The sequence below is a fragment of the Mesorhizobium sp. 8 genome, from assembly GCF_006351905.1.
Classification (GTDB): Bacteria; Pseudomonadota; Alphaproteobacteria; order Rhizobiales; family Rhizobiaceae; genus Mesorhizobium; species Mesorhizobium composti.
On the sequence record NZ_CP040914.1, the window covers coordinates 1806195 to 1831424 of the forward strand.

The 25230-nt window shown below is 66.3% G+C and carries 26 protein-coding genes; 5 read left to right on the forward strand and 21 right to left on the reverse strand.

The annotated features are described in order from the left end of the window. Positions 1–2: 2 nt before the first annotated feature. From FGU64_RS08750 to FGU64_RS08770, 5 genes are all read right to left on the reverse strand, one after another. A complete protein-coding gene (locus FGU64_RS08750; RefSeq protein ID WP_139952504.1) occupies positions 3–212 on the reverse strand; it encodes a cbb3-type cytochrome c oxidase subunit 3 in 210 nt (69 codons plus the stop codon). Between the two features lie 4 nt (positions 213–216). Beyond that, the gene (ccoO, locus tag FGU64_RS08755; protein WP_139952507.1) at positions 217–957 is read right to left on the reverse strand and encodes a cytochrome-c oxidase, cbb3-type subunit II; all 741 of its coding nucleotides are present in this window, start codon (positions 955–957) and stop codon (positions 217–219) included. Positions 958–959: 2 nt separating this feature from the next. Beyond that, positions 960–2627: a cytochrome-c oxidase, cbb3-type subunit I gene (gene ccoN, locus FGU64_RS08760; protein ID WP_139952510.1), complete on the reverse strand. Its 1668-nt coding sequence runs from the start codon at positions 2625–2627 to the stop codon at positions 960–962. A 184-nt stretch (positions 2628–2811) separates the two neighbouring features. Further along, complete coding sequence (locus FGU64_RS08765) at positions 2812–5070, reverse strand: cation-translocating P-type ATPase (protein WP_139952513.1); 2259 nt, start codon at positions 5068–5070, stop codon at positions 2812–2814. Between the two features lie 187 nt (positions 5071–5257). After that, positions 5258–5980: a Crp/Fnr family transcriptional regulator gene (locus tag FGU64_RS08770; RefSeq protein ID WP_246671267.1), complete on the reverse strand. Its 723-nt coding sequence runs from the start codon at positions 5978–5980 to the stop codon at positions 5258–5260. Between the two features lie 237 nt (positions 5981–6217). Here FGU64_RS08770 and FGU64_RS08775 point away from each other — a divergent pair, with 237 nt between their 5' ends. Next, positions 6218–7609, forward strand: a complete 1392-nt coding sequence (locus FGU64_RS08775) for a multicopper oxidase family protein (RefSeq protein ID WP_139952519.1) — start codon at positions 6218–6220, stop codon at positions 7607–7609. Positions 7610–7616: 7 nt separating this feature from the next. Here the strand turns inward: FGU64_RS08775 and FGU64_RS08780 are convergent, their stop codons facing one another. Next, complete coding sequence (locus FGU64_RS08780) at positions 7617–7988, reverse strand: RidA family protein (RefSeq protein WP_136356214.1); 372 nt, start codon at positions 7986–7988, stop codon at positions 7617–7619. A gap of 172 nt (positions 7989–8160) precedes the next feature. Here FGU64_RS08780 and FGU64_RS08785 point away from each other — a divergent pair, with 172 nt between their 5' ends. Continuing rightward, entirely contained in the window at positions 8161–9231 is a 1071-nt protein-coding gene (locus FGU64_RS08785) for a D-TA family PLP-dependent enzyme (protein ID WP_139952522.1), read from the forward strand. Positions 9232–9242: 11 nt separating this feature from the next. After that, positions 9243–9710, forward strand: coding sequence for a hypothetical protein (locus FGU64_RS08790; protein ID WP_139952525.1), 468 nt, complete (start codon positions 9243–9245; stop codon positions 9708–9710). A 37-nt stretch (positions 9711–9747) separates the two neighbouring features. Here FGU64_RS08790 and FGU64_RS08795 read toward each other — a convergent pair whose 3' ends face one another. The 9 genes from FGU64_RS08795 to FGU64_RS08835 all read right to left on the reverse strand — a co-directional run bounded on the left by FGU64_RS08795 (position 9748) and on the right by FGU64_RS08835 (position 18270). Continuing rightward, positions 9748–10062: a cupredoxin family copper-binding protein gene (locus FGU64_RS08795; RefSeq protein WP_139952528.1), complete on the reverse strand. Its 315-nt coding sequence runs from the start codon at positions 10060–10062 to the stop codon at positions 9748–9750. A 9-nt stretch (positions 10063–10071) separates the two neighbouring features. After that, positions 10072–10566, reverse strand: a complete 495-nt coding sequence (locus tag FGU64_RS08800) for a DUF4142 domain-containing protein (RefSeq protein ID WP_230978712.1) — start codon at positions 10564–10566, stop codon at positions 10072–10074. A 130-nt stretch (positions 10567–10696) separates the two neighbouring features. Beyond that, positions 10697–11395, reverse strand: a complete 699-nt coding sequence (locus FGU64_RS08805) for an RNA polymerase sigma factor (protein ID WP_139952531.1) — start codon at positions 11393–11395, stop codon at positions 10697–10699. Between the two features lie 128 nt (positions 11396–11523). Then, positions 11524–13038 (reverse strand): aldehyde dehydrogenase family protein, encoded by a 1515-nt coding sequence (locus FGU64_RS08810; protein ID WP_139952535.1) that lies wholly within the window; start codon positions 13036–13038, stop codon positions 11524–11526. A 676-nt stretch (positions 13039–13714) separates the two neighbouring features. Continuing rightward, positions 13715–13942 (reverse strand): hypothetical protein, encoded by a 228-nt coding sequence (locus FGU64_RS08815; RefSeq protein ID WP_139952538.1) that lies wholly within the window; start codon positions 13940–13942, stop codon positions 13715–13717. A 69-nt stretch (positions 13943–14011) separates the two neighbouring features. Then, positions 14012–15286 (reverse strand): RNA polymerase sigma factor, encoded by a 1275-nt coding sequence (locus tag FGU64_RS08820; RefSeq protein ID WP_136356230.1) that lies wholly within the window; start codon positions 15284–15286, stop codon positions 14012–14014. Beyond that, positions 15283–15657 (reverse strand): YciI family protein, encoded by a 375-nt coding sequence (locus tag FGU64_RS08825; RefSeq protein ID WP_136356232.1) that lies wholly within the window; start codon positions 15655–15657, stop codon positions 15283–15285. The genes FGU64_RS08820 and FGU64_RS08825 overlap by 4 nt, the downstream gene beginning before the upstream one ends. 88 nt (positions 15658–15745) lie before the next feature. Beyond that, positions 15746–16816 (reverse strand): DNA topoisomerase IB, encoded by a 1071-nt coding sequence (locus FGU64_RS08830; protein ID WP_139952541.1) that lies wholly within the window; start codon positions 16814–16816, stop codon positions 15746–15748. A gap of 257 nt (positions 16817–17073) precedes the next feature. Further along, positions 17074–18270, reverse strand: a complete 1197-nt coding sequence (locus FGU64_RS08835; RefSeq protein WP_139952544.1) for an acyl-CoA dehydrogenase — start codon at positions 18268–18270, stop codon at positions 17074–17076. Positions 18271–18732: 462 nt separating this feature from the next. Between FGU64_RS08835 and FGU64_RS08840 the strand changes: the two genes are divergently transcribed. Both FGU64_RS08840 and FGU64_RS08845 read left to right on the forward strand, forming a co-directional pair. Continuing rightward, positions 18733–19443, forward strand: a complete 711-nt coding sequence (locus FGU64_RS08840) for a helix-turn-helix transcriptional regulator (RefSeq protein WP_139952547.1) — start codon at positions 18733–18735, stop codon at positions 19441–19443. Beyond that, positions 19440–20210, forward strand: coding sequence for a helix-turn-helix transcriptional regulator (locus tag FGU64_RS08845; protein WP_246671268.1), 771 nt, complete (start codon positions 19440–19442; stop codon positions 20208–20210). Before FGU64_RS08840 ends, FGU64_RS08845 begins: the two co-directional genes overlap by 4 nt. 74 nt (positions 20211–20284) lie before the next feature. Here the strand turns inward: FGU64_RS08845 and FGU64_RS08850 are convergent, their stop codons facing one another. The 6 genes from FGU64_RS08850 to motA form a co-directional block, all read right to left on the reverse strand. Next, entirely contained in the window at positions 20285–20725 is a 441-nt protein-coding gene (locus tag FGU64_RS08850) for a hypothetical protein (RefSeq protein WP_139952550.1), read from the reverse strand. Beyond that, positions 20722–21804 carry a flagellar biosynthesis protein FlhB gene (flhB, locus tag FGU64_RS08855; protein ID WP_139952553.1) on the reverse strand — a complete coding sequence of 361 codons (1083 nt, stop codon included), beginning with the start codon at positions 21802–21804 and terminating at the stop codon, positions 20722–20724. The genes FGU64_RS08850 and flhB overlap by 4 nt, the downstream gene beginning before the upstream one ends. Before the next feature lie 25 nt (positions 21805–21829). Next, positions 21830–22852 carry a flagellar motor switch protein FliG gene (locus tag FGU64_RS08860; protein WP_139952556.1) on the reverse strand — a complete coding sequence of 341 codons (1023 nt, stop codon included), beginning with the start codon at positions 22850–22852 and terminating at the stop codon, positions 21830–21832. Between the two features lie 61 nt (positions 22853–22913). Further along, a complete protein-coding gene (fliN, locus tag FGU64_RS08865; protein ID WP_139952559.1) occupies positions 22914–23306 on the reverse strand; it encodes a flagellar motor switch protein FliN in 393 nt (130 codons plus the stop codon). 19 nt (positions 23307–23325) lie between these two features. Further along, the gene (locus FGU64_RS08870; RefSeq protein ID WP_139952562.1) at positions 23326–24255 is read right to left on the reverse strand and encodes a FliM/FliN family flagellar motor switch protein; all 930 of its coding nucleotides are present in this window, start codon (positions 24253–24255) and stop codon (positions 23326–23328) included. A 32-nt stretch (positions 24256–24287) separates the two neighbouring features. After that, positions 24288–25160: a flagellar motor stator protein MotA gene (motA, locus tag FGU64_RS08875; protein ID WP_139952565.1), complete on the reverse strand. Its 873-nt coding sequence runs from the start codon at positions 25158–25160 to the stop codon at positions 24288–24290. Between the last annotated feature and the right edge of the window lie 70 nt (positions 25161–25230).

The following is a 25230-nucleotide window of genomic DNA, read 5'->3' on the forward strand; positions in this document are numbered from 1 at the left end:
CGTCATGCCTCCGGCCCCAGTGACTTGCCCCCAAGGGGCCTGTCCCCAAGCGGCCTGTCATCATCGTCGAGCACGCTCATCTTGGCGTGGGTGAAAGCCTTGCGGTTGCCGGGCCAGTAGGCATAGGCGACCACGCACAGCGAAAAGCCGACGAGGTAGAACAGCCCCCAGCTCTTGGAAAAGGCGACGACGGCGTCGTGGGCGATCTCCATGGCGCTACTCCCCTGCCTCTGCCGCCGCCGACTGCTTGTAGGGCGCCTCGGTCAAACGGCCGAGGATCTGCAGGTAGGCGACCAGCGCATCCATCTCGGTGACGCGGGCGGGATCGCCGTCGAAGGCCCGGACCTGCGTTGCGGCGCCATAGCGCTCGCTGACGCCCGAAGCGGCATCGGTATCGGGCGTCGCCTGGCCGTAGGCGTCGCGCGTGGCGTTGTCGACCATCTCCTGCGTATAGGGCACGCCGACATCCTGCTGTGCTGTCAGATGCGCGCCGAGATCGTCTATGCGCAAGTCGTTGCGCGCCAGCCAGCCGTATTTGGGCATGACTGATTCCGGCACCACGTCGCGCGGGTTGATGAGATGGCGCACATGCCAGGCGTCGGAATACTTGTCGCCGATGCGGGCAAGGTCCGGCCCGGTGCGCTTCGAGCCCCACAGCATCGGGTGGTCGTATTTGGATTCGACCGCCAGCGAATACGGCCCGTAGCGCTCGACCTCGTCGCGCAGCGTGCGGATCATCTGCGAATGGCAGGCATAGCAGCCCTCGCGGATGTAGATGTTGCGGCCCGCCAGCTCCAGCGGCGTATAGACACGCATGTCGGGCGCCTCCTCGACCGTCTGGTGGATGGTGAACAGCGGCGCGATCTCGACCAGGCCGCCGATCGACGCCACGGCGACGATGGCGACGACGAAGCCGATGGCGTTACGCTCGATCTTGCGGTGGAAGAATTCCGGCATGATTATTCTCCCGCCTGCATGGCGCCACTGCCGGCCGCGATTGGCACGTCGGCACCCGTCTCGCCCGCCGCCGCCTCGGCATGGGCGGCGCGGATCGTCATCCACACATTGTAGGTTCCCACCACCGCACCCGACAGGAACAGCAGGCCGCCGAAGGCACGCGCGATGTAGTAGGGGTGCATCGCCACCATCGAGTCGATGAAGGAATAGGCGAGCGTGCCGCCGTCATTGTAGGTGCGCCACATCAGGCCCTGGATGATGCCCGAGTTCCACATGGCGAAGACGTAGACGATGGTGCCCGCCAGCGCCAACCAGAAGTGGACCTCGACCAGCCTCGACGAATACATCGCCTGGCGCTTCCACATCCACGGCACCAGCGCGTAGATCGAGCCGAAGGTGATCATCGCCACCCAGCCCAGCGCACCCGCATGGACGTGCCCGACGGTCCAGTCGGTATAGTGGGAGAGCGAGTTGACCGGCCGGATCGCCATGAACGAGCCCTCGAAGGTGGACAGGCCGTAGAACACCGCCGCCACCATCATGAAGCGCAGCGTGGCATCGTCGCGCACCTTGTGCCAGGCGCCGTTCAGCGTCGCCAGCGCGTTGCCCGCCGAAGCCCAGGACGGCACCAGGAGCATGATCGAGAAGGTCATGCCGAGCGTCTGCACCCATTGCGGCAGTGCCGTGTAGTGCAGGTGGTGCGAACCCGCCCACATGTAGAGGAAGGTGATGCCCCAGAACGAGATGATCGACAGCCGGTAGGAGAAGATCGGCCGCCCCGCCCGCTTCGGCAGGTAGTAGTACATCATGCCGAGGAAGCCGGAAGTGAGGAAGAAGGCGACCGCGTTATGGCCGTACCACCACTCCGTCATCGCGTCCTGCACGCCGGAGAACAGCGAATAGCTCTTGGCATGCGCGAAGGAGACCGGCACGGCCAGGTTGTTGACGATGTGGAGCACCGCCACGACCAGGATGAAGGCCATGTAGTACCAGTTGGCGACGTAGATATGCGGCTCCTTGCGGCGCGCCAGCGTGCGCAGGTAGAGCAGGAAATAGGCCACCCAAACGATGACCAGCCAGATATCGGCGTACCATTCCGGCTCGGCATATTCCTTCGACTGGGTGACGCCCATCAGGTAGCCGCTGGCCGCCACGATGCAGAACAGGTTGTAGCCGATCAGCACGAACCACGGCGTGAACTGGTCCGGCAGGCGCGCCCGAGACGTGCGCTGCAGGACGTGGAAGGAGGTGGCGATCAGCGCGTTGCCGCCGAAGCCGAAGATGACGCCGGACGTATGCACGGGCCTGAGCCGCCCGAAGCTCGCCCAGGCGGCATCGAAGGTCAGGTCCGGCCAGGCAAGCAGTGCCGCTACCCATACGCCGACGGCCATGCCGATGACCGCCCAGATCATGGTGAGTACGACGCCGACCTTGGTCGGGTCGTCGTAGTAGCGCGAGAGCCGGCTCTCGTCCGGCTCGGGCGCGTAATAGCCCGACATCACAGCGAAGCCGAGGCCGACGGAGAAAATCATGACGATGAAGCCCTGCGCGCCCATCGGGTCGCCACGCCCGGCCGCGGCCATCGCCAGGCCGATCAGCGAAAGGGCCAGCAGCACCACAAGGGCGACCTGCCGCTCCGTGACCGTCAATCCCGAAACAAATCTGACCATTGGCGTTCCCCTCGGTCCGTCAGGCAGCTTGCAGGCCGATGCCGGGCAGTGGCATCGACGCGGATTCAACGGAAACGATACCCGGCAGCGACTGTTTGTCCAGCCGCAGGCGGGCCGCGGACCCGGCGGCGCGGAGCGTTTCCGTTGCTAAAAGATACATTCTAAATACCATTTTCATCATATCTCATGTCAATCGCAGCGGCGCCGGACATTCGGCCGCATGCCGCACGGAAGCTGTGGCCGCACCCTTGCGAACGCCCGCCCGCCTCGTGTTCAGCCGCAGCGCATTGGCGATCACCAGCAGCGACGAACCGGACATGGCGGCAGCCGCGATGAGCGGCGTGACGTAGCCCAGTATGGCGATCGGCACGGCGATCAGGTTGTAGACGATGGCCAGCGCGATGTTCTGACGGATCAACTGGCCGGCGCGGCGCGCCACGCCGATAGCCAGCGGCACCGCTTCCAGGCTCTCGCGCAGGAAGACGAAATCGGCGGCGTTGCGGCCGATATCGGCGGCGGTCGCCGGCGCCATCGAGACATGCGCGGCCGCCAGCGCCGGAGCGTCGTTCAGCCCGTCGCCGACCATCAGCACCTTGTGCCCCTGTCCCGCCAGTTCGCCGATGCGGGCGACCTTGCCGGCCGGCAGCAGGCCGGCGCGGACATCGCCGATCCCGACACGCTCGGCGACGGGCCGGCAGTTGCGCGCGCTGTCGCCCGACAGGATCGCCAGCGCCTTGCCCGCCGCGCGCAGCATGGCCGCCGTCGCCGCAGCACCCGGCCGCAATTCGTCTTCCGTTTCGAAGACGGCCTTCAGCCTGCCGTCCAGCGCAAGCACCGTCCCCTCGCTGTCTCCGCCGCCGGCCAGCGCCCATTCGGCACGGCCCAGCCGCCAGATTTCGCCGCCGCGCCGGCCTTCCAGCCCGCAGCCGGGAATTTCGCGCACGTCGTCCAGAGTGGCCGTCCGCGACGACGCCGCGGCGATGGCTTGCGAGACGGGATGGCGCGAGCCGGCGGCGAGCCCGGCCGCGATCTCCAGCAGGTGGGGCGAAATCGCCGCCCGGTTGACGAGGCGCGGCCGGCCGAGCGTCAGCGTGCCGGTCTTGTCGAAGACGACCGTGTCGATCTCGTCCAGCCGCTCCATCGCGCCGCCGTCCTTGACCATGATGCCGTTCTCGAACAGCCGGCGCGCCGCCACCACCTGCACGATCGGCACGGCAAGGCCGAGCGCGCAGGGGCAGGTTATGATGAGAACGGCGATGGCAATGGTCATCGCCTTGCGCCAGTCGCCGTCCACCGCCATCCAGCCGAGGAAGGTCGCCAGCGCCGTCAGGTGGACGACCGGCGCGTAGAGCGACGACACGCGCTCGGCGATGCGCCGGTAGCGGGCGCGGCCGCCCTCGGCCGCCTCCATCAGGCGTGTCATCTCGGCGAGGAAGGAATCGCTGGCGGCCCTCAGCGCCACCAGCGTCAGCGGCCCGGTCAGGTTGAGCGTGCCGGCGCGCACCTCGTCGCCGTCGCCGACCGGTTGCGGCGCGCCCTCGCCGCTGACCAGCGAGTAGTCGAGGTCGGAGGTGCCGGCAACGACGGCCGAGTCCACCGGAATACGCTCGCCGGCGGCGACCAGCAGGCGGCTTCCCGGAACGATTTCGGCGACCGGCCGATAGCTGCGTGTGCCGTCGGCGTCGAGTACCACGGCGCCCTGCGGCGCCAGCCGCGACAGGCCGAGCACCGCCGCGCGCGCACGGTTGCGCATGACATGGTCGAGCGTGCGGCCGATCAGAAGGAAGAACAGCAGCGTCACGGACGCATCGAAATAGGCGTGCTCGCCGTGATTGATCGTCTCGTAGAGGCTCATCGCATAGGCGAGCGTCACGCCGATGGCGATCGGCACGTCCATGTTCATGCGGCCGTGGCGGAGCGCGTTCCAGGCCGAGCGGTAGTAGACGCGGCCGGAAAAGATCAGCGCCGGCAGGGCGATGAAGGCCGATATCCAGTGGAAGATGTCGCGCATGGAGGCATCGGCGCCCGACCACACCGACACCGACAACAGCATGATATTGGAGGCGGCGAAGCCCGCCACGGCCGTGGCGACGATGAGCGAGGACAAGGTGCCGTCCCTTTGCGCCGCCCCCTCATCGAACAGATGCGCCGGGTAGCCGATGTCGGCCAGCGCCTCGGCGATCGGCGGCGGCGTCTCGCCTCGCCAGCGCACGCTGACACGCTTGGTCGAGAGATTGACCCGCGCTGCCGTCACCCCGGCAAGCCCGGCCAGCCGCCGCTCGACGGTGCGGATGCAGGCGGCGCAATGGACGGTGGGGACCGAGAGTTCGACCTGATAGGCACCGTCGCCGAGGGCGCGCGCGCAAAGTGCGATCTCGCGCGCCGACGGTGACGTTCCCTCAATGTCGAGCGCCGCTTCGGTTCCCGGCGCGCAGCAGCTCATGGGCCACTCCGTTGCTGACGACGACGCCAGGCCTCTGCCTGCCGCGCCGCCTCCCTTTGCGATTCCCGTGAATCGAAGGTGGTTTCGTCCCCCTTTAGCCGCAGGCGGGCATCGCCTCTTTGATCCAGATCAAACTGGCGTCGCACAGAAAGGATACCCATGGACGGCATTGAGCGTGGAAGACCGCTCAGGCTCCGGCCAGGTCCACAAGCCTTCCCATGTCGAGCAATTCGACCCGGCGGCCCTTGACGCTGATGAGCCCATCCCGGTCGAGCCGGGTGAATTGGCGGCTCACCGTCTCGATCGTCAGGCCGAGGAAATCGCCGATATCGGCTCTCGTCAACGGCAGGTCGAACGCCCCGGCCGGCGCGCCTTCCCCGTCCAGTGTCGGATCGATGTTGCGAGCGATCAGGAGCAGGAAGCTGGCGACCTTCTCGGCCGCCGTCTTGCGGCCGACGGTCATCATCCACCCCCGCGCCTCGTCGAGTTCGCGCAAGGCCTGCATGAGCAGCCGGCGTTCGAGGCCGGGCGTGGCCTCGATCAGCCTTTGGATCGTGCGGCGGGGAAACGAGCAAAGCGATACCGGCGTCGCCGCCTCGACCCCGATGGCGCTCTCCTCGCTGAACGGCCGGCCGAGAAAGTCCGGCGCGAATTGCAGGCCGACGATCTGCTGGCGCCCGTCGGGTAGGCTCTTGGTCAGCTTGACGACGCCCGAAAGGATGTTCGCATAGTTGTCGATCGGTTCGGCGTCGCCGATCAGTTCGGCGCCTTCCTCCAGCACATGCTTGGTCGACGCCCTGGCCAGCTCGACAAGCTGGATCGGCTCCAGCGCGCCGCAGATGCCGCGATGGCGGGCCTCGCACGATACGCACAGCACCGGGATGCCGCTGGTATGGATGTCCTGACGCACCGGTCTCGTTTTCCACTTGTTCCGCCGCTGCCTATCACGACCGACAACCATGATCGCCGTGTCAGTTTGTCCAACACGCGCCTGTCAGGCAATCCCGTTCGCCTTCCGGCCGCGACCGAGGTCCCGCCGGACGCAGATTTCCGGGTTGCCGCCGGCACCTGCCTGCGGCGATGGCGCCGGTTGAAGGCAGCACGCACCGATCCTAGAAAGACGCGATCCGTGACCCATGGAGCGGCCATGCCCATCCTGACGCGACGCACCCTTCTCAAGGCCTCGGCCGCCGCTGCCGGCGGCTTCGGGCTCGGCGCGATGGGCAATATGGTGAGCGCGGCGCTGGCCGTGCCGGACCCCGAAATCCTCAGGACGACGAAGACAACGGCGCGGCTGACTGAGGCCGAACCGACCCGCGACGTCCTGACCTACGGCGAGGCCGGCATGCCGCCTGTCCTGCACATGACCAAGGGAAAACCCTTCGCGGCGCGGCTGGTCAACGGCCTCGACGAACCGACCACCATCCACTGGCACGGCATGCGCGTGCCCAACAAGATGGACGGCGTCCCCTTCATGGTGCAGCCCTATGTCTACACCGGCGATCATTTCGACTATGCCTTCACGCCGCCGGACGCCGGCACCTTCTGGTATCACCCGCACTGCAACACGCTGGAGCAGATGGGCCACGGCCTGACCGGCGTGATCGTGGTGGAGAACCCCGACGATCCGCGCTTCGACGCCGAGGTTGTGCTCAACCTGCGCGACTGGCGGCTCGGCGGCGACGGCCAGTTCATCGCCCAGTTCCGGCCGCGCGACGCCGCCCGTTCCGGCACCTACGGCACGGTGCGCACCGCCAACTGGCAGATGGAGCCGCAATACGACGCCCCGGCCGGCGGCCTGGTGCGGCTCAGAATCGCCGTCACCGACGTCACCCGTATCCATGCGCTCACGCTGGAGGGAGCGGCCGCCGACGTCATCGCCATCGACGGCAACCCGGTGCCGCAGCGTTTCGCGCTCGACATGGTGCGGATCGGGCCGGGCCAGCGGCTCGACCTTGCCGTGCGCATGCCGGACGAGGAAGGCGCCGTCGTCACGCTGAGGGATGTGCGGGGCACGAAGAAGGCTGCGCTGGCGACGCTGCGCGCCACCGGTTCCTCGCTGAAGCATGAACTGCGCGACCTCGCGGCGCTCGCGCCCAACCCGGTCCCCGCTCCCGATGTCGCAGCGGCTACCCATATCCCGCTTGCGCTCAGCGCCACGGCGGAGAATGTCGCGGCAAACAGCATCTGCGGCTCGCTGGGCTACAGCTTCTGGGCGATCAACAAGGTGCCGTGGCCGGGTGACACGTCGGACCCGACCGCACCCTTGGCCGAACTCAAGCTCGGCAAGAGCTATGTCTTCGACATGGAGAACCTGACGCCGCACGCCCATCCGATCCACCTGCACGGCATGAGCTTCACCGTGCTGTCGTCCTCGGCCGGGCCGGTGATGCCGCTGGTGTCGGACACCTACCTTCTCCAGCCGGACGAGAAGGTGCAGCTCGGCTTCGTCGCCGACAATCCGGGCGACTGGCTGCTGCACTGCCACATCATCGAGCACCAGAAGACGGGCATGACCAGCTACGTCCGCGTCGCCTGAGGCGACGCTATTTCACCGGGGCGTAAGCGACCGCCTCGATCTCGACCTTGATATCGAGCATCAGGCGCGATTCCACCGTGGTGCGGGCCGGCGGCTCCTTGGCGAAGAAGGAGCCATAGACCTTGTTCATGCCCGAAAAGTCGCGCGCATCCTCGATCCAGACCGTGGTCTTGACCACGTCGTCCATGGTCGCACCCGCCAGCGCCAGCGCCGCCTTGACGTTTTCCAGCACCTGCCGTGTCTGCGGCTCGATGCCGCCGTCGACGATGCCGCCGTCCGGCCTCACCGGTACCTGGCCGGAAACGTAGACCAAATCGCCGGCCCGGACGGCGGGCGACAGCGGCACATGGGAAGCCCCGAAAACCTGCTTGCGCGACATGACGAAATCTCCTGTTCTGATGATGCGAGGGGCCATAGCGCGACGAGCACCGGCGGTCCAGCGATTGCCGTCGTCCCCCTGGACCAAAAGTTCTTGAAACCTGCGCCGCATCGGATACGCCGCTAGCATGCTCAAACTCGCCGAGTCGCGACCGACCATCCGGGTGACCGAAATGACCGACAGACCGAAAACCATCGACGAGATCGACACACCCGCCGTGCTGATCGACCTCGACCGCGCCGAGAAGAACATCGCCCGCGCACAGGCCGCGGCCGACGCCGCCGGCGTGAAGCTCAGGCCGCACATCAAGACGCACAAATTGCCCTTCTTCGCGAAAAAGCAGGTCGAGGCGGGCGCGGCAGGCATCACCTGCCAGAAGATCGGCGAGGCCGAGGTGATGGCCGACGCCGGCCTGACCGACATCTTCCTCCCCTACAACATCCTCGGCCGGCAGAAGCTCGAACGGCTGAAGGCGCTGCATGGCCGCGTCACACTCTCCGTCACCGCCGACAGCGCGACCACGATCGAGGGGCTGGCCGGGACGTTCCGCGATGCCGCCCGTCCGCTCAAGGTGCTGATCGAATGCGATACTGGCGGCGGCCGCTGCGGCGTCCAGTCGAAGGAAGAGGCACTCGCGCTGGCGAGGCAGATCGACGCCGCGCCCGGCCTTTTCTTCGGCGGGCTGATGACCTTTCCCGCCCCCGGCAAGGCAGCGCAGGCCGAAGCCTGGCTCGCCGCCACGCGCGACCTGCTGGCCGCGAACGGCCTCGCCTGCGAGACGATCACCAGCGGCGGCACACCCGACATGTGGCGCAAGCCGGAAGGCCAGGTCGTCACCGAATACAGGCCGGGCACCTACATCTACATGGACCGCTACCAGATCGCGAAGGGCGCGGCGACACTGGACGATTGCGCCGCCACCGTGCTCGCCACCGTGGTCAGCCGGCCGACGGCCACCCGCGCCATCCTCGACGCCGGCTCCAAGGCGCTGACCAGCGACACGCTCGGCCTGCCGGACTATGCCGAACTGGTCGGCGAGGCGGGCGCCAGGGTAATCGGCTTGTCGGAGGAGCACGGCAAGGTGGAACTGCCGGCGGCAAGCGGGCTCAAGGTCGGCGACCGCGTGCGGGTGCTGCCCGACCATATCTGCCCGGTCATCAATCTTTACGATCAGGTCTACCTGATCTCGGGCGACCGGGTGGTCGACATCCTGCCCGTCGCCGCGCGCGGGAAACTCACCTGAAGCGAAACGTCATGACCGCGCAGAACCCCTTCCCGGACGATCCCGACCGCGCCTTCATCTGGGACATGTTGATGCCGCGCGATTTCGAAGCTTTCGCCGCGCAGGACTGGGGCATGGTGTCCGGCGATTTCGACGCGGACCGCTTCCTCGGCATCCACGCCCACAACTCGCCGAACCAGGACGACTGGGACGCCGCCTTCCCAACGCTCGACGCCTATCGTGACGAATGGCTGCGGCAGGCGGCGGATTCGGCGAAGATCGCCTATGGCGAACCCCTGGTCCCTGCCCTGCTCAGGGCGGTGTCGATGGACCGCATCGACATCAACGGCGACGTCGCCGTCGCGCACAAGAAGTTCGATGGCACGGTGAAACTCGCCGATGGCAGCAGTGACCGGCTCAACTGGCAGACGCTCTATTTCTGCCGCAAGAGCGACCGCTGGCGCATCACCGGCTTCATCGGCTACATGAAGCACCGCTGACGGGACCGGCCCGCCAGCGGCAGAAAAAAACAACGCCTTACGGCGCGACGGTGATTTTCCCCTTCATGTTGGGGTGGAAACGGCAGTAATAATCCACCGTGTCCTTGGCCGTCATGACGCGGCTCGCCGTCTTCTTCGGCGGGATCATCACTTCCCAGCCGCCCTTGACGGTGGCGGTGTGGGCAAGCGCATCCTTGTTCACCCACTCCACCGTGTCGCCGGCCTTGACGCTGATTTCGGCCGGCGAGAAGACCAGCTTGTCGATCGTCACCGTGATCGTCTCGGCGGAGGCCGAGGCCACGCCGGCGGCAAACAGGACAGCCGCCGCCGGCAAAAGCCATGCGAAGCGCATCGCCGCCTCCTACTTCAGCCCGGCCGCGACGTGCTCGGCATGCATCTCATGGCCCTGGAAGATCTTCAGGCCGGTTTCCAAGAGGCTTTTCAGCTCGGCGTTTTGGGCCGACGGGATCAGCAGCGTCTCCAGCGCGCCGTCGACCTGCTTGTGATAGGCGACCTCGTTGTCGATATAGGCCTTGTCGAAGGCGGCGCCCTTGAGCTTCTTCAGCTTGGCGCGCTCCGCCTTGGCCGCCTTGGTCAGCGCCTTGGAGGTGTCGTTGTCCTCGGGCGTGACTTTCAGCTTCTTGACCAGGTCGAGCGCCTGCTTGTTGACCGCTTCATGGTCGCGCAGCATGTCCTTGGCGAAGTCGACGACCGCCTTGGTCTTCGACTTGGAGACGGCGAGCTTGGCCGCCTCGATGTCGATGACGCCGGCGGTGTAGGCGATGTGGGCGATCTGCGGATCGGTCGGCTTGTCGGCGGCGTCGGCGAAGGTCGGCGCGGCGAGAACGCCCAGCATCGCTAGGGCGGCGAACGGACGAATGAACATGGAACCTCCTTGCCCGGACGCGGGGGCGCCGGGCCTGTTTGCTTGACATCGATTGGATGCGGCAGGCAGCCGAAGGTTCCCGAAAAATCAGCGCCTTCGATCAGCTTCCTGAATCAGCGCTTTCGAGGCCGAGGCGCTGCATGACGACATCCTTCAGGCGATCGCAACGGCGGCCGGCGAAGGGGAAGGCGTTCATCAGCACCGGGCCGATCTGTGCGTCCAGTTCCTTGCGCACCATCTGGCGGGCACGATAGAGCCGCGTCTTCACCGTCTCCGGCTTGATGCCGAGCAGTTCGGCCGTCTCCTCCATGCTCAAGCCCTCGATGACGCGGGCGACGAACACGGCCCGGAAGGTGGCGGGCAGATGGTCGGTGGCCTCTTCGACCAGGTGCAGGATCTGTCGTTGCGCCATGGTCCGCTCCGGATCGTCGCTGGCATTGCCGGGAAACTGGATGATTTCGGCCTGGGCCGCTTCGAGGTTCGTCACCTTGCCTTCGCGCTTTTGCTTGCGCAGCCGGCCGAGCGCCTCGTTTATGACGATGCGCGACAGCCAAGTCGAAAGGGCGGACTCGCCGCGAAAGCTGTCGAGGCTGCGGAAGGCGTGCACATAGGCCTCCTGCACGACGTCCTCCGCCTCGCTGGCACGGCCGACGATGCCGCGCGCCAGCCGGTAGAGCCGCTGATTGTAGCGCGTCATGATGGCGCGGAAGGCGTGCCCGTCCCGCGCCAATGCATGCGCGACGAGTTCCGCGTCGCTGGCGGCCTCAAGTGGGATCGGTCTGGTATTCAGCGCAGGCATCGCAGCCTCCTTGTCCGCCGCTTGGATGCCGGCGGCGAGGAAAGGTTCCCTGCGCCTACGTTACGCCTGGAAAATCCGCCGCGCGAGCCCGTTTGCGGGCCGGCACGGCGGAGGCTATGGCCGCCGTGTCAGTCGATGTCGAAGGACACGCCCTGCGCCAGCGGCAGCGCGGTGGAATAGTTCACCGTGTTGGTGGCGCGGCGCATATAGGCCTTCCAGGCGTCGGAGCCGGACTCGCGGCCGCCGCCGGTTTCCTTCTCGCCGCCGAAGGCGCCGCCGATCTCCGCACCCGAGGTGCCGATGTTGACGTTGGCGATGCCGCAGTCCGAGCCTTCCGCCGACAGGAAGCGTTCCGATTCCATGATATCGCGCGTGAAGATCGACGACGACAGGCCGGCGCCGACCGCGTTGTGCAGGTCAAGAGCCTCGTCGAAGTCCTTGTATTTCATCACGTAAAGGATGGGCGCGAAGGTCTCTTCCGTCACCGGCGAAACCTGCTTCGGCATCTCCACCAGTGCCGGATGGACGTAGAAGGCATCCGGGTGGCCGTTCTCGACGCGGGCGCCGCCGGTCACCTTGCCGCCATGCGCCTCAGCTTCCTTAAGCGCCTTCTGCATGCCGTCGAAGGCCACCTTGTCGATCAGCGGCCCGACCAGCGCCTTGCCTTCCAGCGGATTGCCGACCGACACGCTCTCATAAGCCTTCTTCAGGCGCGGCACGAGCTGGTCGTAAACACTCTCGTGGACGATCAGGCGGCGCAGCGTCGTGCAGCGCTGGCCGGCCGTGCCCATCGCGCCGAAGGCGATCGCGCGCAGCGCCATGTCAAGGTCGGCGGTCGGCGTGACGATGCCGGCATTGTTGCCGCCGAGTTCCAGCACCGCGCGGGCGAAGCGCTTGGCGAGCCGCGGGCCGACTTCCCTGCCCATGCGCGTCGAGCCGGTCGCCGACACCAGCGGCACTTTCTCATGGTCGACCAGCACCTCGCCGACGGCGCGGTCGCCAATCAGAACCTTGAGCAGGTCCTTCGGCGCATCGGCGCCGAAGCGCTTGACGGCGCGGGCGAAGATCGCCTCGCAGGCAAGCGCGGTCAGCGGCGTCTTTTCCGACGGCTTCCACACCACCGAGTCGCCGCACACCAGGGCCAGAGCCGAATTCCACGACCACACCGCGACGGGGAAGTTGAAAGCCGAAATCACGCCGATGACGCCGAGCGGATGCCAGGTTTCCATCATGCGGTGGCCGGGGCGCTCGGTGGCGATGGTCAGGCCGTACAACTGGCGCGACAGGCCGACGGCGAAATCGCAGATGTCGATCATCTCCTGCACTTCGCCGAGCCCCTCGGACGGGATCTTGCCGACCTCGATCGACACCAGCCGGCCGAGCTCAGTCTTGTGGGCGCGCAGTTCCTCGCCGAGCAGCCGCACCAGTTCGCCGCGCTTCGGGCCGGGCACCAGCCGCCAAGCCTTGAAGGCCTCGTGCGCGGCGTCGATCGCCTTGCCGGCTTCGGCCGCCGACATCTGCTTCAGCGAGGCGATCACCTCGCCCGTCACCGGGCTCCTGACCTTGAGATCGCCACCCGAAAGCACCGCCTTGTCGACGCCGAGCTTGCCAAGCAGGTCCGCCGTTTCGTTCGCAACCGTCATTGTCTCGTCCTCTTTGGATTAGGCTGGCGCGCGCAAGCGCCGTTGGGCGTGCCAATACAAGTTTCCGGTGCAGCGCGCCACCCCCGGCTTGTTGAGCCAGAGGGCGGCTGGCGCACGTCCTCCTCGCCACGCTGCCTTTCGGCCCTGGCCATTGAGTCGGGAGGCGGGGCGCGAAGCCGTGCCTTCCTGGAGTTATATACGTGGCGCGGTCATCGCGCCCCGCCCGGTGTGTTTGACGTCCAGTCGACCTTCATACACCCAGTCCGTCGTACCGCAATGCGGCTTCGGACGTGTGCGCGTCATTCTCCGCTCCCCCTTGGACTCGCGTTTCCGCCGGGGTCGGGCCTGTCGGACGCTCCCCGGCATCCGGGAACCGATCCCCGTCCGCCAAGGCCACCGCCGTCTCCGCCTGATACCCGGTGCGCACCAGGTCCCGCCAGAAACAGTGGAGCAAGTATGAGACGGGTCCGAAAGAGGTGGATAGATTTCGTGAAAGATTTTTCGCGAAGGTAACAACCGGCACTTCGTCATCCTATGGCGAAGGGGAGCAAAACTCCTCTTCTCCTTTTGCGGGAGAAGGGGGATCGACGCTCAGCGCAGAGACGGATGAGGTTGTTGCACGAAGCACCGTCGGCCCTTGTTCGAGAACCGCGCCTCGGCTTACCACGCTTCGCCCTCACCTGCCTGCTGGCATCTTCTCCCCGTTCTTCACGGAAAGAGGAGCGCGGCTTTTATCCCGACGCGCCGCTCTGCGCATCGCGGTCCGGGCATCTTCGTTCGCGGGTTTCTGCAGGGAACGGGCAATGCGGCCGCAATTGAGGAATTCCGGAAGCAGCCCATCGCCGCGCTCGGCGGCGTGGACGTGCAAGGCTCGAAGCAGCGACATCATCGTGATGACCTCCATGATCTGGAGATCGAAGTGTCCCGCCGGACGGGCGGCACCGCCACGCGTTTCCAGCCAACCATTACCGGCTCAATGCATGGCCGCGCTTGCTGGCTTGCCGCCGCTCGCACCGCTCAACCGGTCGAGATGCATGCGGATATGCGCGGCTTCCGCCGCAGTGTTGGCGAGCGCGATGGCGCGGTCGAAGGCTTCGCGCGCCTCGGCATTGCGGCCAAGTTGCATCAAGAGGCCGCCGCGCAGGCCGTGAAAGTGAAAATAGCCGGCCAGCCGCTCTTCGAGCGGCTCGACCATGGCAAGCGCCGCCTCAGGCCCCCTTACCTTTGAAACGGCAACGGCCCGGTTGAGGGTGATGACCGGCGACGGCTGCATCTGTTCCAGCAACCCGTAGAGCAGGTCGATCTCCTGCCAGTCGGTGTCCTCGGCCTTCGCCGCACGCGCATGCAACGCGGCAATCGCCGCCTGCACCTGGTAGGGACCGGGCTTGCCGTGCCGCAGCGCCTTGTCGACCAGCGCCAGACCTTCGGCGATCATCTTGGCGTGCCACAGCGAACGATCCTGATCCTCCAGAAGCACGATCTCGCCGTTGGCGTCGAAGCGTGCCGGCGTACGCGCATGCTGCAACAGCATCAGCGCCGTCAGCCCCATGATCTCCGGTTCGGTCTGGAACAGGCGCAGGAGCAGCCGCGCCAGTCGGATCGCCTCGTCGGCGAGCGGCGCGCGCGCCTCCACCTCGCCGCTGGCGGCCGAATAGCCCTCGTTGAAGACGAGGTAGATCATCGCCGCCACCGCCGCCAGGCGCTCCGACCGCTCGACCGGTCCCGGCGTCTCGAACGGCACGCCGGCCGCGGCGATGCGCGCCTTGGCGCGGGTGATGCGCTGCTCCATGGCGCTCTCGCCGACCAGGAAGGCGCGGGCGATCTGCTTCACCGAAAGGCCCGAGACGATGCGCAGCGCCAGCGCGATCTGCTGCGTCGCCGGCAGGTCCGGATGGCAGCAGGTGAACAGAAGCCTGAGGATGTCGTCGCGGTAATGCGCACCGTCCAGCCGCTCGGCCATGTCGGCCTCGGCGTCTTCGAGATCGGAGAGCTTGTCTTCTTCCGGCAGCGGCGCCTGCTTCGCCCGCTTGCGCACCTGGTCGATGCCGCTGTTGCGACCGACGAAGATCAGCCAGGCGGCCGGATCGCGCGGCGGTCCGTTCTTCGGCCAGTTCTTCAATGCCCTGAGGCAGGCGTCCTGGAAGGCTTCCTCGGCCGCGTCGAGGTCGCGAAAATAGCGCAGCAATGCGGCCACCGCCTGCGGGCGGGCGGCGCTGAGGGCGGAAGCGATCCAGTTCGGGTCGGTCATGCGACGATATTTGTCCGGTTGAAGCGGCCTACCGGCCTGATTTCGTAGGAACCGCCGGACGGATTGACCGCCGACAACTCCCTGGCGAACTCGATCGCCTCGTCGAGATGATCGCATTCGAGCGTGTAGAAGCCGAGGAACTGTTCCTTGGTCTCGGCGAAGGGACCGTCGATGACGACCTGCTCGCCCTTCGCTCGCTTGAGCGTCGTCGCCGCCGTGGTGGGTAACAGCCGTGCCACCGGGCCGAGCTTGCCGGCGCGCGCATATTTTTCCTGCACAACGGCGAGATCGGCCATGACTTTCTCGTCCTGCTCCTTGCTCCAGGCGCAGACGACGTCTTCGGAAGCGTAACAGAGGATGGCGTAAAGCATGGTTCGTCCTTGTCTCGTGTCAAAGGACGAAAAGGGTAGGCCGAAGCCGACAGCCCGTCGATAAAAAATCTTGGGCGACTTGGCGACCTTAGCCGCCGCGCGCTTTCAGCCAGCGCAGCACCAGCGCTTCCTCTTCGTCGAGGCCTTTGATACCGCGCTTGCCCCTGTTGGCCTGCGTCATGCCCTCGAGCAGGTCGCCTTCCAGCCAGGCCTCGGTGACGGCGGGGTGGATGTAGCATTGCCGGCAGATGGAGCGGGTGTTGCCCAGCCGCCCGGCGACCTTGTCAATGATGCCGTTCAACACCCGCTTCTGCGCGGTCTTGCTGTCGGGCCGCTCTGTCTGCGCCAGCAGCGAGGCGGCATGGATGGTGCCGCCCCATGTGCGGAAGTGCTTGGCGCTGAAGCCGTTGCCGGCCGCCTCGCGGATGTAGCGGTTGACGTCCTGCGAGCGCACCGGATGGCGGGCGCCGGCCTCGTCGAGATACTGGAACAGCTTCTGGCCGGGAATGTCCTGCGCGCCGCGCACGACGCGGGCGATGCGCCGGTCGACGAGCTTGAGCCTCCATTCCTTGCCCGACTTGCCCTTGAAGGCAAAGCGCAGGCTGGAGCCGGCGATGGTGACATGGCGATCGCGCAGGGTGGTGAGGCCGAAGCTCTTGTTGTCGCGCGCGTAGGCGACATTGCCGACCCGGATCATCGTGTTGTCGAGCAGCCAGACGACGGACGCCACCACCCGTTCGACGGGAAGACCGCGGCGGCTGAGATCGGCATCGATCCGGCCGCGCAGCCGGGGCAGCGCCTCGGCAAAGGCGGTCAGGCTGGAATATTTCTGGCCATCGCGCTCGGCCGCCCAGTCCGGATGATAGCGGTACTGCTTGCGGCCCTTGTCGTCCCGTCCCGTCGCCTGGATATGGCCGTTGGGATCAGGGGCGATCCAGACGTCGGTCCAGGCCGGCGGAATGGCGAGCGCGCGGATGCGCTGGACCGTCTTGCCTTCCTTCAGGGGATTGCCGTGCGGATCGACGTAATAAAAACGCTTCGGCGCGCCCTTGCGGCGAATGCCGGGCTCCCCGTCGCTGACATAGGTGAGCTGCGCACGCTCGGCGGCGGCGACGGGGTCATCCTCGCCGCTCTCGTTGGGTTTCGTCTTGTCCAGCATGCACGCTCCACGGTGTGGCCCGTGAATACGCGCTGGGTGGCGGAAGGGTTCCGCTTCTTTCTTCTCCCTGTTCACGGGGAGAAGATGTCACGAAGTGACAGATGAGGGGCAGCACGTGGCTGGCGACGTTCGCGCCGCCCCTCACCTGCCTGCCGGCATCCTGCCCTGCCGAGCGTTCGTCATTCGAAAAGCCAAGCAATTGGCTTTTCGTGGCCTACGGCCACCATTCCTCACCCCCGTAAACGGGGCGAGGAAACTTAGAAAAACGCCTGCAGTCCGGTCTGCGCGCGGCCGAGGATCAGCGCGTGCACGTCGTGTGCGCCCTCGTAGGTGTTGACCGTCTCCAGGTTCTGCGCGTGGCGCATGACGTGGTAGCCGATCTGGATGCCATTGCCGCCGTGCATGTCGCGCGCCTGGCGGGCGATGTCGAGCGCCTTGCCACAGTTGTTGCGCTTGACGATGGAGATCATTTCCGGCGCCATCTTGCCCTCGTCCATCAGTCGGCCGACGCGCAAGGAGCCCTGAAGGCCAAGCGCGATGTCGGTCTGCATGTCGGCGAGCTTCTTCTGGTAGAGCTGCGTGCCGGCGAGCGGCTTGCCGAACTGCTTGCGGTCGAGGCCATATTGCCGGGCGCGATGCCAGCAGTCCTCGGCCGCGCCCAGCGCGCCCCAGGAAATGCCGTAGCGGGCGCGGTTCAAACAGCCGAATGGACCGCCGAGACCCTTGACGTTGGGCAACAGCGCATCCTCGCCGACCTCGACGTTCTCCAGAACGATCTCGCCGGTGATCGACGCGCGGAGGCTCAACTTGCCCTCGATCTTCGGCGCGGAAAGCCCCTTCATGCCCTTCTCGAGCACGAAACCGCGGATGACGTCCTTGCCGTCATCGCCTTTCACCTTGGCCCACACGACGAAGACGTCGGCGATCGGGGCGTTGGAGATCCACATCTTCGAGCCGTTGAGGCGGTAGCCGGAAGCGGTCTTTTCGGCGCGCGTCTTCATGCCGCCCGGATCGGAACCGGCGTCCGGCTCGGTCAGGCCGAAGCAGCCGATCCATTCGCCAGAAGCCAGCTTCGGCAGGTATTTCTTGCGCTGCTCCTCTGAGCCGTAGGCGTGGATCGGATACATGACCAGCGAGGACTGCACGCTCATCATCGAGCGATAGCCGGAATCCACCCGCTCGACCTCGCGCGCGATCAGCCCGTAGGTGACGTAGTTGGAGCCCAGCCCGCCATACTCCTCCGGCACGGTGACGCCGAGCAGGCCAGCCTCGCCCATCTCGCGAAAAATCGCCGGATCGGTCTTTTCCTCCAGATAGGCCTGCTCGACGCGGGGGCTGAGCTTGTCGGCGGCAAAGGCTGCGGCAGCGTCGCGGATCATCCGCTCGTCTTCCGAAAGCTGGTCTTCCAGCAGGAAAGGATCGTCCCAAACGAACGCGTTCTTGTCGCCGGCCATGTCTCGTTTTTCTCCAGTCGATGACTTTGCCGGCCTTATCGGGCCGAAACCGGCAAAAATCAAACGAATTTGGCCGTGGACCAGCCTTTCTCCCACAGGCGGCATCGCCCGGCAGGCGCCGGCGGCCGACATGGCGCAGGCGCCTGAGTCGCCGCGCACGGACTCCGAAACGCAATTCTGTCAATTCCCGTTTGCCCCTGGATTCGTCTGCGGTTAGATTACAGCCGAATCAGCCGTTCCTCGGGGGCACGGCGAACCATCGAAAGTCTGATGTTCCGGAGCTCATCCGGTGCAAGGCGCGAACGGTTTCGCGTTGCCCCTCACGGATTCGGCGGGTCGGACGCTGTCTGGCGTCTTGTGCGTTTCTGCGAGAGTTCCTTCGCGACAGTGATGCGTTTTGGGTCTGATGCCGGTGTTCCGGTGCCGGGCATGAGGATCGATTCGGCCGCACGATAAAATGAAATGACCGCCACAGCCGCGCAGCCCTCCTTCGACGACGTTCCGATGCGCCTCTCGTCCCGAGGCGACCTCACCGCCTTTCTCACGCAGCTTGCCGCCGGGATCGGCGCCGATTCCTATATGCTGGTCGCCGTCGTCCACGACCAGGCCCGCTCCGATGCCCGCATCGTGGCCTCCAACTGGGTCTTCGATGCCATCGAGCTGATCGGCAAGCGCATCATCGCCACCCTGGCCCAGGGCCTGTTCACCGCCGCGCCGGGCATCCGGCCACAGCCGCTGGTCGCCGCCGGGGCTCCCGACACCGGCGGCCTGCTGAGCGGCGAGGAGGTCCGGTTGCTCGACGTGTTCGGCCATGTCGAGCTCTATTCGCTCAGGCTCGACGTCGGCCGCCAGCGGCTGTTCGCGCTTTTCTCCTCGGCTGAACCCGGCCACATCGACCGCAGCGCCCTGATGCGCGGGCAGATGCAGTGCTGCTATGCGCTGTCCCAGGTTCCGCAGCTTCTCGCCGCCGCCACCACGCAGGACCCGCTGTCGGACCGCGAGCGCGAATGCCTGTTCTGGGTCTCGGAAGGCAAGACCACGGACGAAGTGGCGCTGATCCTCGGCGTCTCGTCCAACACCGTCAACAGCTACATCACCCACGCCATCCAGAAGTTCTCCGCGTCCAACCGCGCGATGGCGATCGCAACCGCGATCAGGAGCGGCATCATTTGAAACGCATCGAGGCCAGAGCGGCCGCCGAGGCCCTGTTCGACCGAAGCCACAGCCCGTTCGGCGCCTTCAGCCTCGGGTCGGAGACGCACCACGCCGTCACCATGCCCGACGCCGTGCGCCGCTGCCGCTGGATCGCCGTCGACATCAACGCCACCGCCTTCGCGCTGTTCTTTTCCGGCCCTTCGGCTGAACGGGCCCGTCTGGTGCCCTGTTTCGACAGCGACTACCCATCGGTGGCGACGACCACCAAGCTGATATCGGGGGCCAACAGCGAAGACGTCGTGCGCCATGCCCGCGTCTCCACGGCCCCGCTATGGTGGGCCGACGACGCGGTGGCCGGCGCCGCCGCCAGGTTTGCCCACCTGCCATGGGTCGAGCGCATCGCGCCGCTGGCACCAGGCAGCGCCGGCATCGCCTTCCCGGTCCATGCCGAGCGCGGCCAATGTGGCCTCGTCGTCTTTCTCGGCACCGCCATGACCCTGCCGCAGCACGCGCTCTATGAAATCCACGCCCGCTGTTTCGCGCTGTTCGATGCGGTGGCACGCATGCGGCCGGGCGAGGCCGGACGGATCGGGTCGATCACCAAGCGCGAACTGGAATGCCTGAAGCTGACGGCCAACGGCTACACCAGCGAGGAGATCGCCCGGCTGCTGAAATTGTCGGTGCACACCGCCAACCAGTACCTCACCCAGTCGGCGCAGAAGCTCAACGCCGTCAGCCGAACGCAGGCGGTGGCCAAGGCGCTCAGGCTGGGTCTGATCGAGTGAATGGTGAATGGTGAATGTTCGGATGCCCGGATCAGCCCCGGGCACGAGCCGAACATTCCGCTCCATTCACCATTTTACCATTCACCATTCACCGATTCCCTCTTGCGAATGCGCGCATTCTCCAGCACCGCCGCCAGAAGCCGCGTGTTCTGCTCGGGGTCCTCGTCCGGGTCCTTGAAGGCGACGTAGTTCAGCACGACCGATGCGTCGTGCTCGGTCAGCGTCAGCTGGAAATAGACGGTGACGCCCGGCGGCCTCAGTTCCAGGTCGAGCACGATGCGCGGCGCGCCGCCCCAGTCGACATAGGCCTCGCCGCCATGGCCGAGCCTGAGCGTTCCGGGCATGAAGAAGAGTTCGGCGGCGGAATCGACGAGGTCCGACAGGCAGGCGAAATGTTCCAGCCGGATGAAGGCGATGTAGTCGGCAACGTCGATCAGCCTCAGCTCGCGAACCACCTGGTCGATGGCGTGGGCGACGACGATCTCGCGGGAACTGGCATGCGGCTGTCGGTTCATGAAATCCGTTTCGGCTCGGGTTTCTTCGCGTAGACGATCCGCACCAACTCGGCCACTGCCTGGTAGAATTGCGGTGGAATGACGCTATCAACCGAAACTTGCTTGTACATGGAGCGGGCGAGCGCGACGTCCTCGAAAACCGGAATGCCGTTCTCCTCGGCGATCTCGCGGATCTTCAGCGCGACGAGGTCCTGGCCCTTGGCGACCACCAGCGGCGCCGAGTTCTCCTCGCGCACATAGCGCAGCGCGATCGCGTAGTGCGTCGGATTGGCGATCACCAGCGTCGCCTTCGGAACCGCTGTCATCATGCGCCTGCGCGCCCGGTCGCGCGCCACCGAGCGGATGCGCGACTTCACGATCGGATCGCCTTCGGACTGCTTCAGCTCGTCCTTGACCTCCTGCTTGCTCATGCGCATGTCGCGCCGCCAGCTGAAGCGCGACCATACCAGGTCGGCGGCGGCGATCGCTGCCATCACCAGCACGACGGCGACAAGGATATCGACGGTGATCGAGCGGATGACCTTGGTGAACTCGAACGGATTGGTGATCATGCCCGAAAGCAGCCGGCGCGGGTCCTGCGCCACGGTGAAGGCGAGCACCGCCGAGACGAAGGCGAGCTTGGCCAGCGACTTCAGGAACTCGACCCAGCCCTGCACGCCGAACATGCGCTTCCAGCCCTGGGCGAGCGAGATGCGCGACAGTTGCGGCCGGATGCGCTCGCCGACGAACTGCGGCAGGTTCTGGAACACCGAGGCGCCGACGCCGGCGACGACCAGCAGCACCAGGAGGATCGCCAACGGCCGACCCACCTCGATCAGCACGACCTTGTAGAGCGCGATGACATCGGTTTCGGTGTCCATCGGCCAGGCTTCCGGCTTCTCCAGGAACATCGACAGGAACATGCCGAGATCGGCCACGGCCTCGCGGGCGTAGAAGACCGCGTAGATCAGGATGGCGACGAAGGAAGCGAGCAGCGCAGTTTCGCGCGAGTTGGGCAGTTTGCCCTGCTCGATCGTATCGCGGACCTTCTTCTCGGTCGCTTCCTCGGTTTTGGAGTCCTTGTCGGCCCCATCGGCCATGGCGCGCGCAGCCTTTCAGAGGGCGTCAGGCGGCGTCGGCGCTCGGCTGCGCCGACGGCAGCTCGAAGACACCTTCGCGTGCCAGGCGGATGGTGGTGGCGGCGACCAGCTTGCGCGCCCGCGCGATCTCGGCCGCCGGAATGCCGTCCGCCGGCTGTCCAAGCTCGGACTCGATCATCCGGCGCGAGCGTGCGCCGATCGCCGACAGAACGGCTTCGGCAAGGTCGGGCGCGGCCCCGCGCAGCGCCAGCGTCACCACTTCGCTCGACAGGCCGTCGAAGATCGACACGCGCGCCTTCTGCGTCAAAAGCGGAATGTCGTCGAAGGAGAAGATGCGCGCCTTGACCGCCTCGAGGTCCGGCGTGCCGGCTTCCTCCAGGTCCTTCATCATCTCGTCGAGCTGCGGCTTGTCGAGCTCGTTGAGCAGGCTGGCCACCCTCGCCTGCCCGGCCGAGGTGTCCTTGACCGAGGTCTCGGCAAGCACGCGTGCCCGCAACTGGTCGGTAACGAGTTTTTCGGCCGCTTCCGGCACGGTGGCCATCGTCACCATGCGCTTGATGATTTCCGAGCGCAGCGGCTTTTCAAGCGTCAGCAGCACGGCGGCGGACGCTTGCGGCGCCAGCTTCGACAGCACCATCGCCGAGGTCTGCGCATGCTCGCCGGCGAGGAAGGCACCGAGCCGCGCGGGGTCGAGCTTCTCCAGTTCCGGCCAGATCGGCGGCGGTCCGTCCGGCGAAGCCTCCGGCTGCTTGCCGTTCATGATGGCGCTGACTTCCTCGGGCGACAGCGATTCGTTGAGGATCGAATCCATCTTGTCGGCAGAATCGAGCAGGCCGGCGCCTTCGGTGAACTCCGCCTCGAATTCGGCGACGATGCGTTCCAGGTCTGCCTGCGGGATGGTGCGCAGGAGACGCGCGGCCTCGATCAGGCTTTTCAGTTCCTCCTGCTTGAAGAACTTCAGCAGCCGGCCCGCCGAAACCTTGCCCATCGCCACCAGGATGGCGGCTGCCTTCTGCGGACGGGTCAGCGTAAGCGGCTGCGTGGTCATGGCCTTGCCCCGCGATCTGCCCAGCGATCTGCTTTGTCACCGTCAACGGCGAACGGCATCCTCAGGCTCCCTTGGCCCCGGCGATGATCTCCGTCAGCCGGATGCCGAAGCGCGACGGATCGTTCTCCAGTACGGTGATCTCGCCGCGCGCGATCTTGCGGCCGTTCACCACCACGTCGACCGGCTCGCCGATGCGCCGGTCGAGCGCAACCGTGGAGCCCTTCTGCAGGGCCATCAGCTCCGACACCGGCATTTCGGTCGAGCCCAGCACGATCTGCACGTCGACGGGAATGTTCATGATGACGTTGGGATTGCCGCCGGCGGCAGGGCGGGAAGCGGCCTCGGGACGCTGCTGCTCCTCCTGAAGGACGCCGCGCAGTTCCTCGATGGCGCGGTTGAGCTGGTCGTCCGAAGCGTCGGCTTCCGGCTCGGCGGCGTTGCTGCTGGTGTTCATCCGTCTTCTCCCGCGGGGCTCAATCCGGCATGAGCCCATCGATGAAGTCCTGACCGGCATCGTAGGGATGCCTGATTCGGACCGTGTAATTCTGCCCGAGTTTGCCGAACTCGCATACGAACAGCGTCTTGTTGCGGGCCGTCAGCCGGGCGCTCGTCTGCGCCGTCTCGTCCAGTTCGATCACCTGTCCCGGTACGAGTGCGGCGATCTCGCCGAGCGTGAGGCGCGCCAGCGGCATCGTCGCTTCCAGGCTCACCGCTGAGCGCATGACCTCCTCGGAAAAGCGCTGGCGCCAGTCCGGCCCGGTGCCGTCCCCGGCAGGCATGCCGGCATCGCCGCGATGCTTGAGCAGCACACGCTGCGGCATCGTCAGCGCCACCGTGCCGCGCGAGGCGGCGGTGGCAAGCGAAAAGACGACGCGCACCGCCGGCCCGTCGCGCAGAAGGTGCCTGCTCATGTCCTGCCCGGTCATCGCCATCGGCACCGGCAGCTTGAACTCGAAGGCGCGCGGCCCCGAACCGTTGACCGCGCGCGCGATCTGCTCGAACACCGAGGTCGCCACCTCGATCTCCAGCGGCGACAGGTCGCGCGCGATGGGTGCCGCGGGGTCGCCGGCGTCGCCGCCGAACAGGAGGCTCACCACCACCGCCACGGCGTCGTTGTCGATGGTCAGCACCAGCGCGTCGGGCGAGGACGTGGAGGCGGCGATCGTCATGGCATGGTTTGTCACGCCCGGCCGCGCCTGCGCCATCCTGATCAGCGCCACGTCGGCCACCTCGACCGAGACCGGCACACCGAGGCTTTCGCCCAGGCCCGTGACGATGGCCGGCACGGCGCGCTCGGCAAGCGCGCGGGCGGCGGCGGCCACCTGGTCCGGTTCGCCGGTATCGCCGACGAGGCGCTCGACGATGAAGGCGCGCATCTCGGCCGGGCTTGCCGCGGCGCTCATGGCGTGTCTGGCCTTGCTGCCCCGGCCATCGCTCAGGCGGCCTTCCGCTCGGCGCCGCCGTTCATGGTGCTTTGCTCGACCGCGTCGATGGAAGGCCGGTCATAGGCCGAGATCGTCTTGCGGCCGAACTCGATGGCCACCTGCGGCAGCGCGCCGTTCATGTAGGCAAGCAGCGTCTGCTTGACGATGACGTAGAGGCGATTGCGCTTGTCGCGCACCGACTTGACCTTGGCGGCGATCGGGCCGACCACGCAGTACGACATGAAGATGCCGAGGAAGGTGCCGACCAGCGCCGCACCGATCAGGCCGCCAAGGATTTCCGGCGACTGATCCAGCGCCCCCATCGCCTTCACCACGCCGAGCACCGCCGCCACGATGCCGATGGCCGGGAAGCCGTCGCCCATGGCGACGAGCGCATGGTAGGACTTCATCTTGTCGTGCTTGATGGTGTGGATTTCCTCGTCCATCAGCGCCTCGATCTCATGCGGGCGCGCGTTGCCGATGATGATGATGCGGCAATAGTCGCAGATGAAGTACATCAGGTCGAGGTTGGCCATCACCGTCGGGAAGGCCTGGAAGATCGCCGATTCTTCCGGATTGTCGATATGGGCCTCGACCTCGCTGCGCGACTTCGACTTCAGTTCGCGCATCAGCGAATGCAGCACGCCCAGCGTTTCCAGATATTCCCGCTCCTTCGGCACCGATTGCTTGAAGGCCTCGATGACGGCCTTGCCGGTGTCCTTCACCGTCTTCATCGGGTTGGCGATCAGGAAGGCGCCGAAAGCCGCGCCGATGATGATGACGGCTTCCCACGGCTGCACCAGCACGTGGACATGCCCGCCCATCGCCATGAAGCCGCCGAGCACGCAGCCGAGCGTCACCACAAATCCGATCAGAATGCCCACGGCCGGTCCTTCCGCATCTCACACCGCAACAGGGATAGGCCGCGTGCCTTGTGTGAAGCTTGAATTGCGT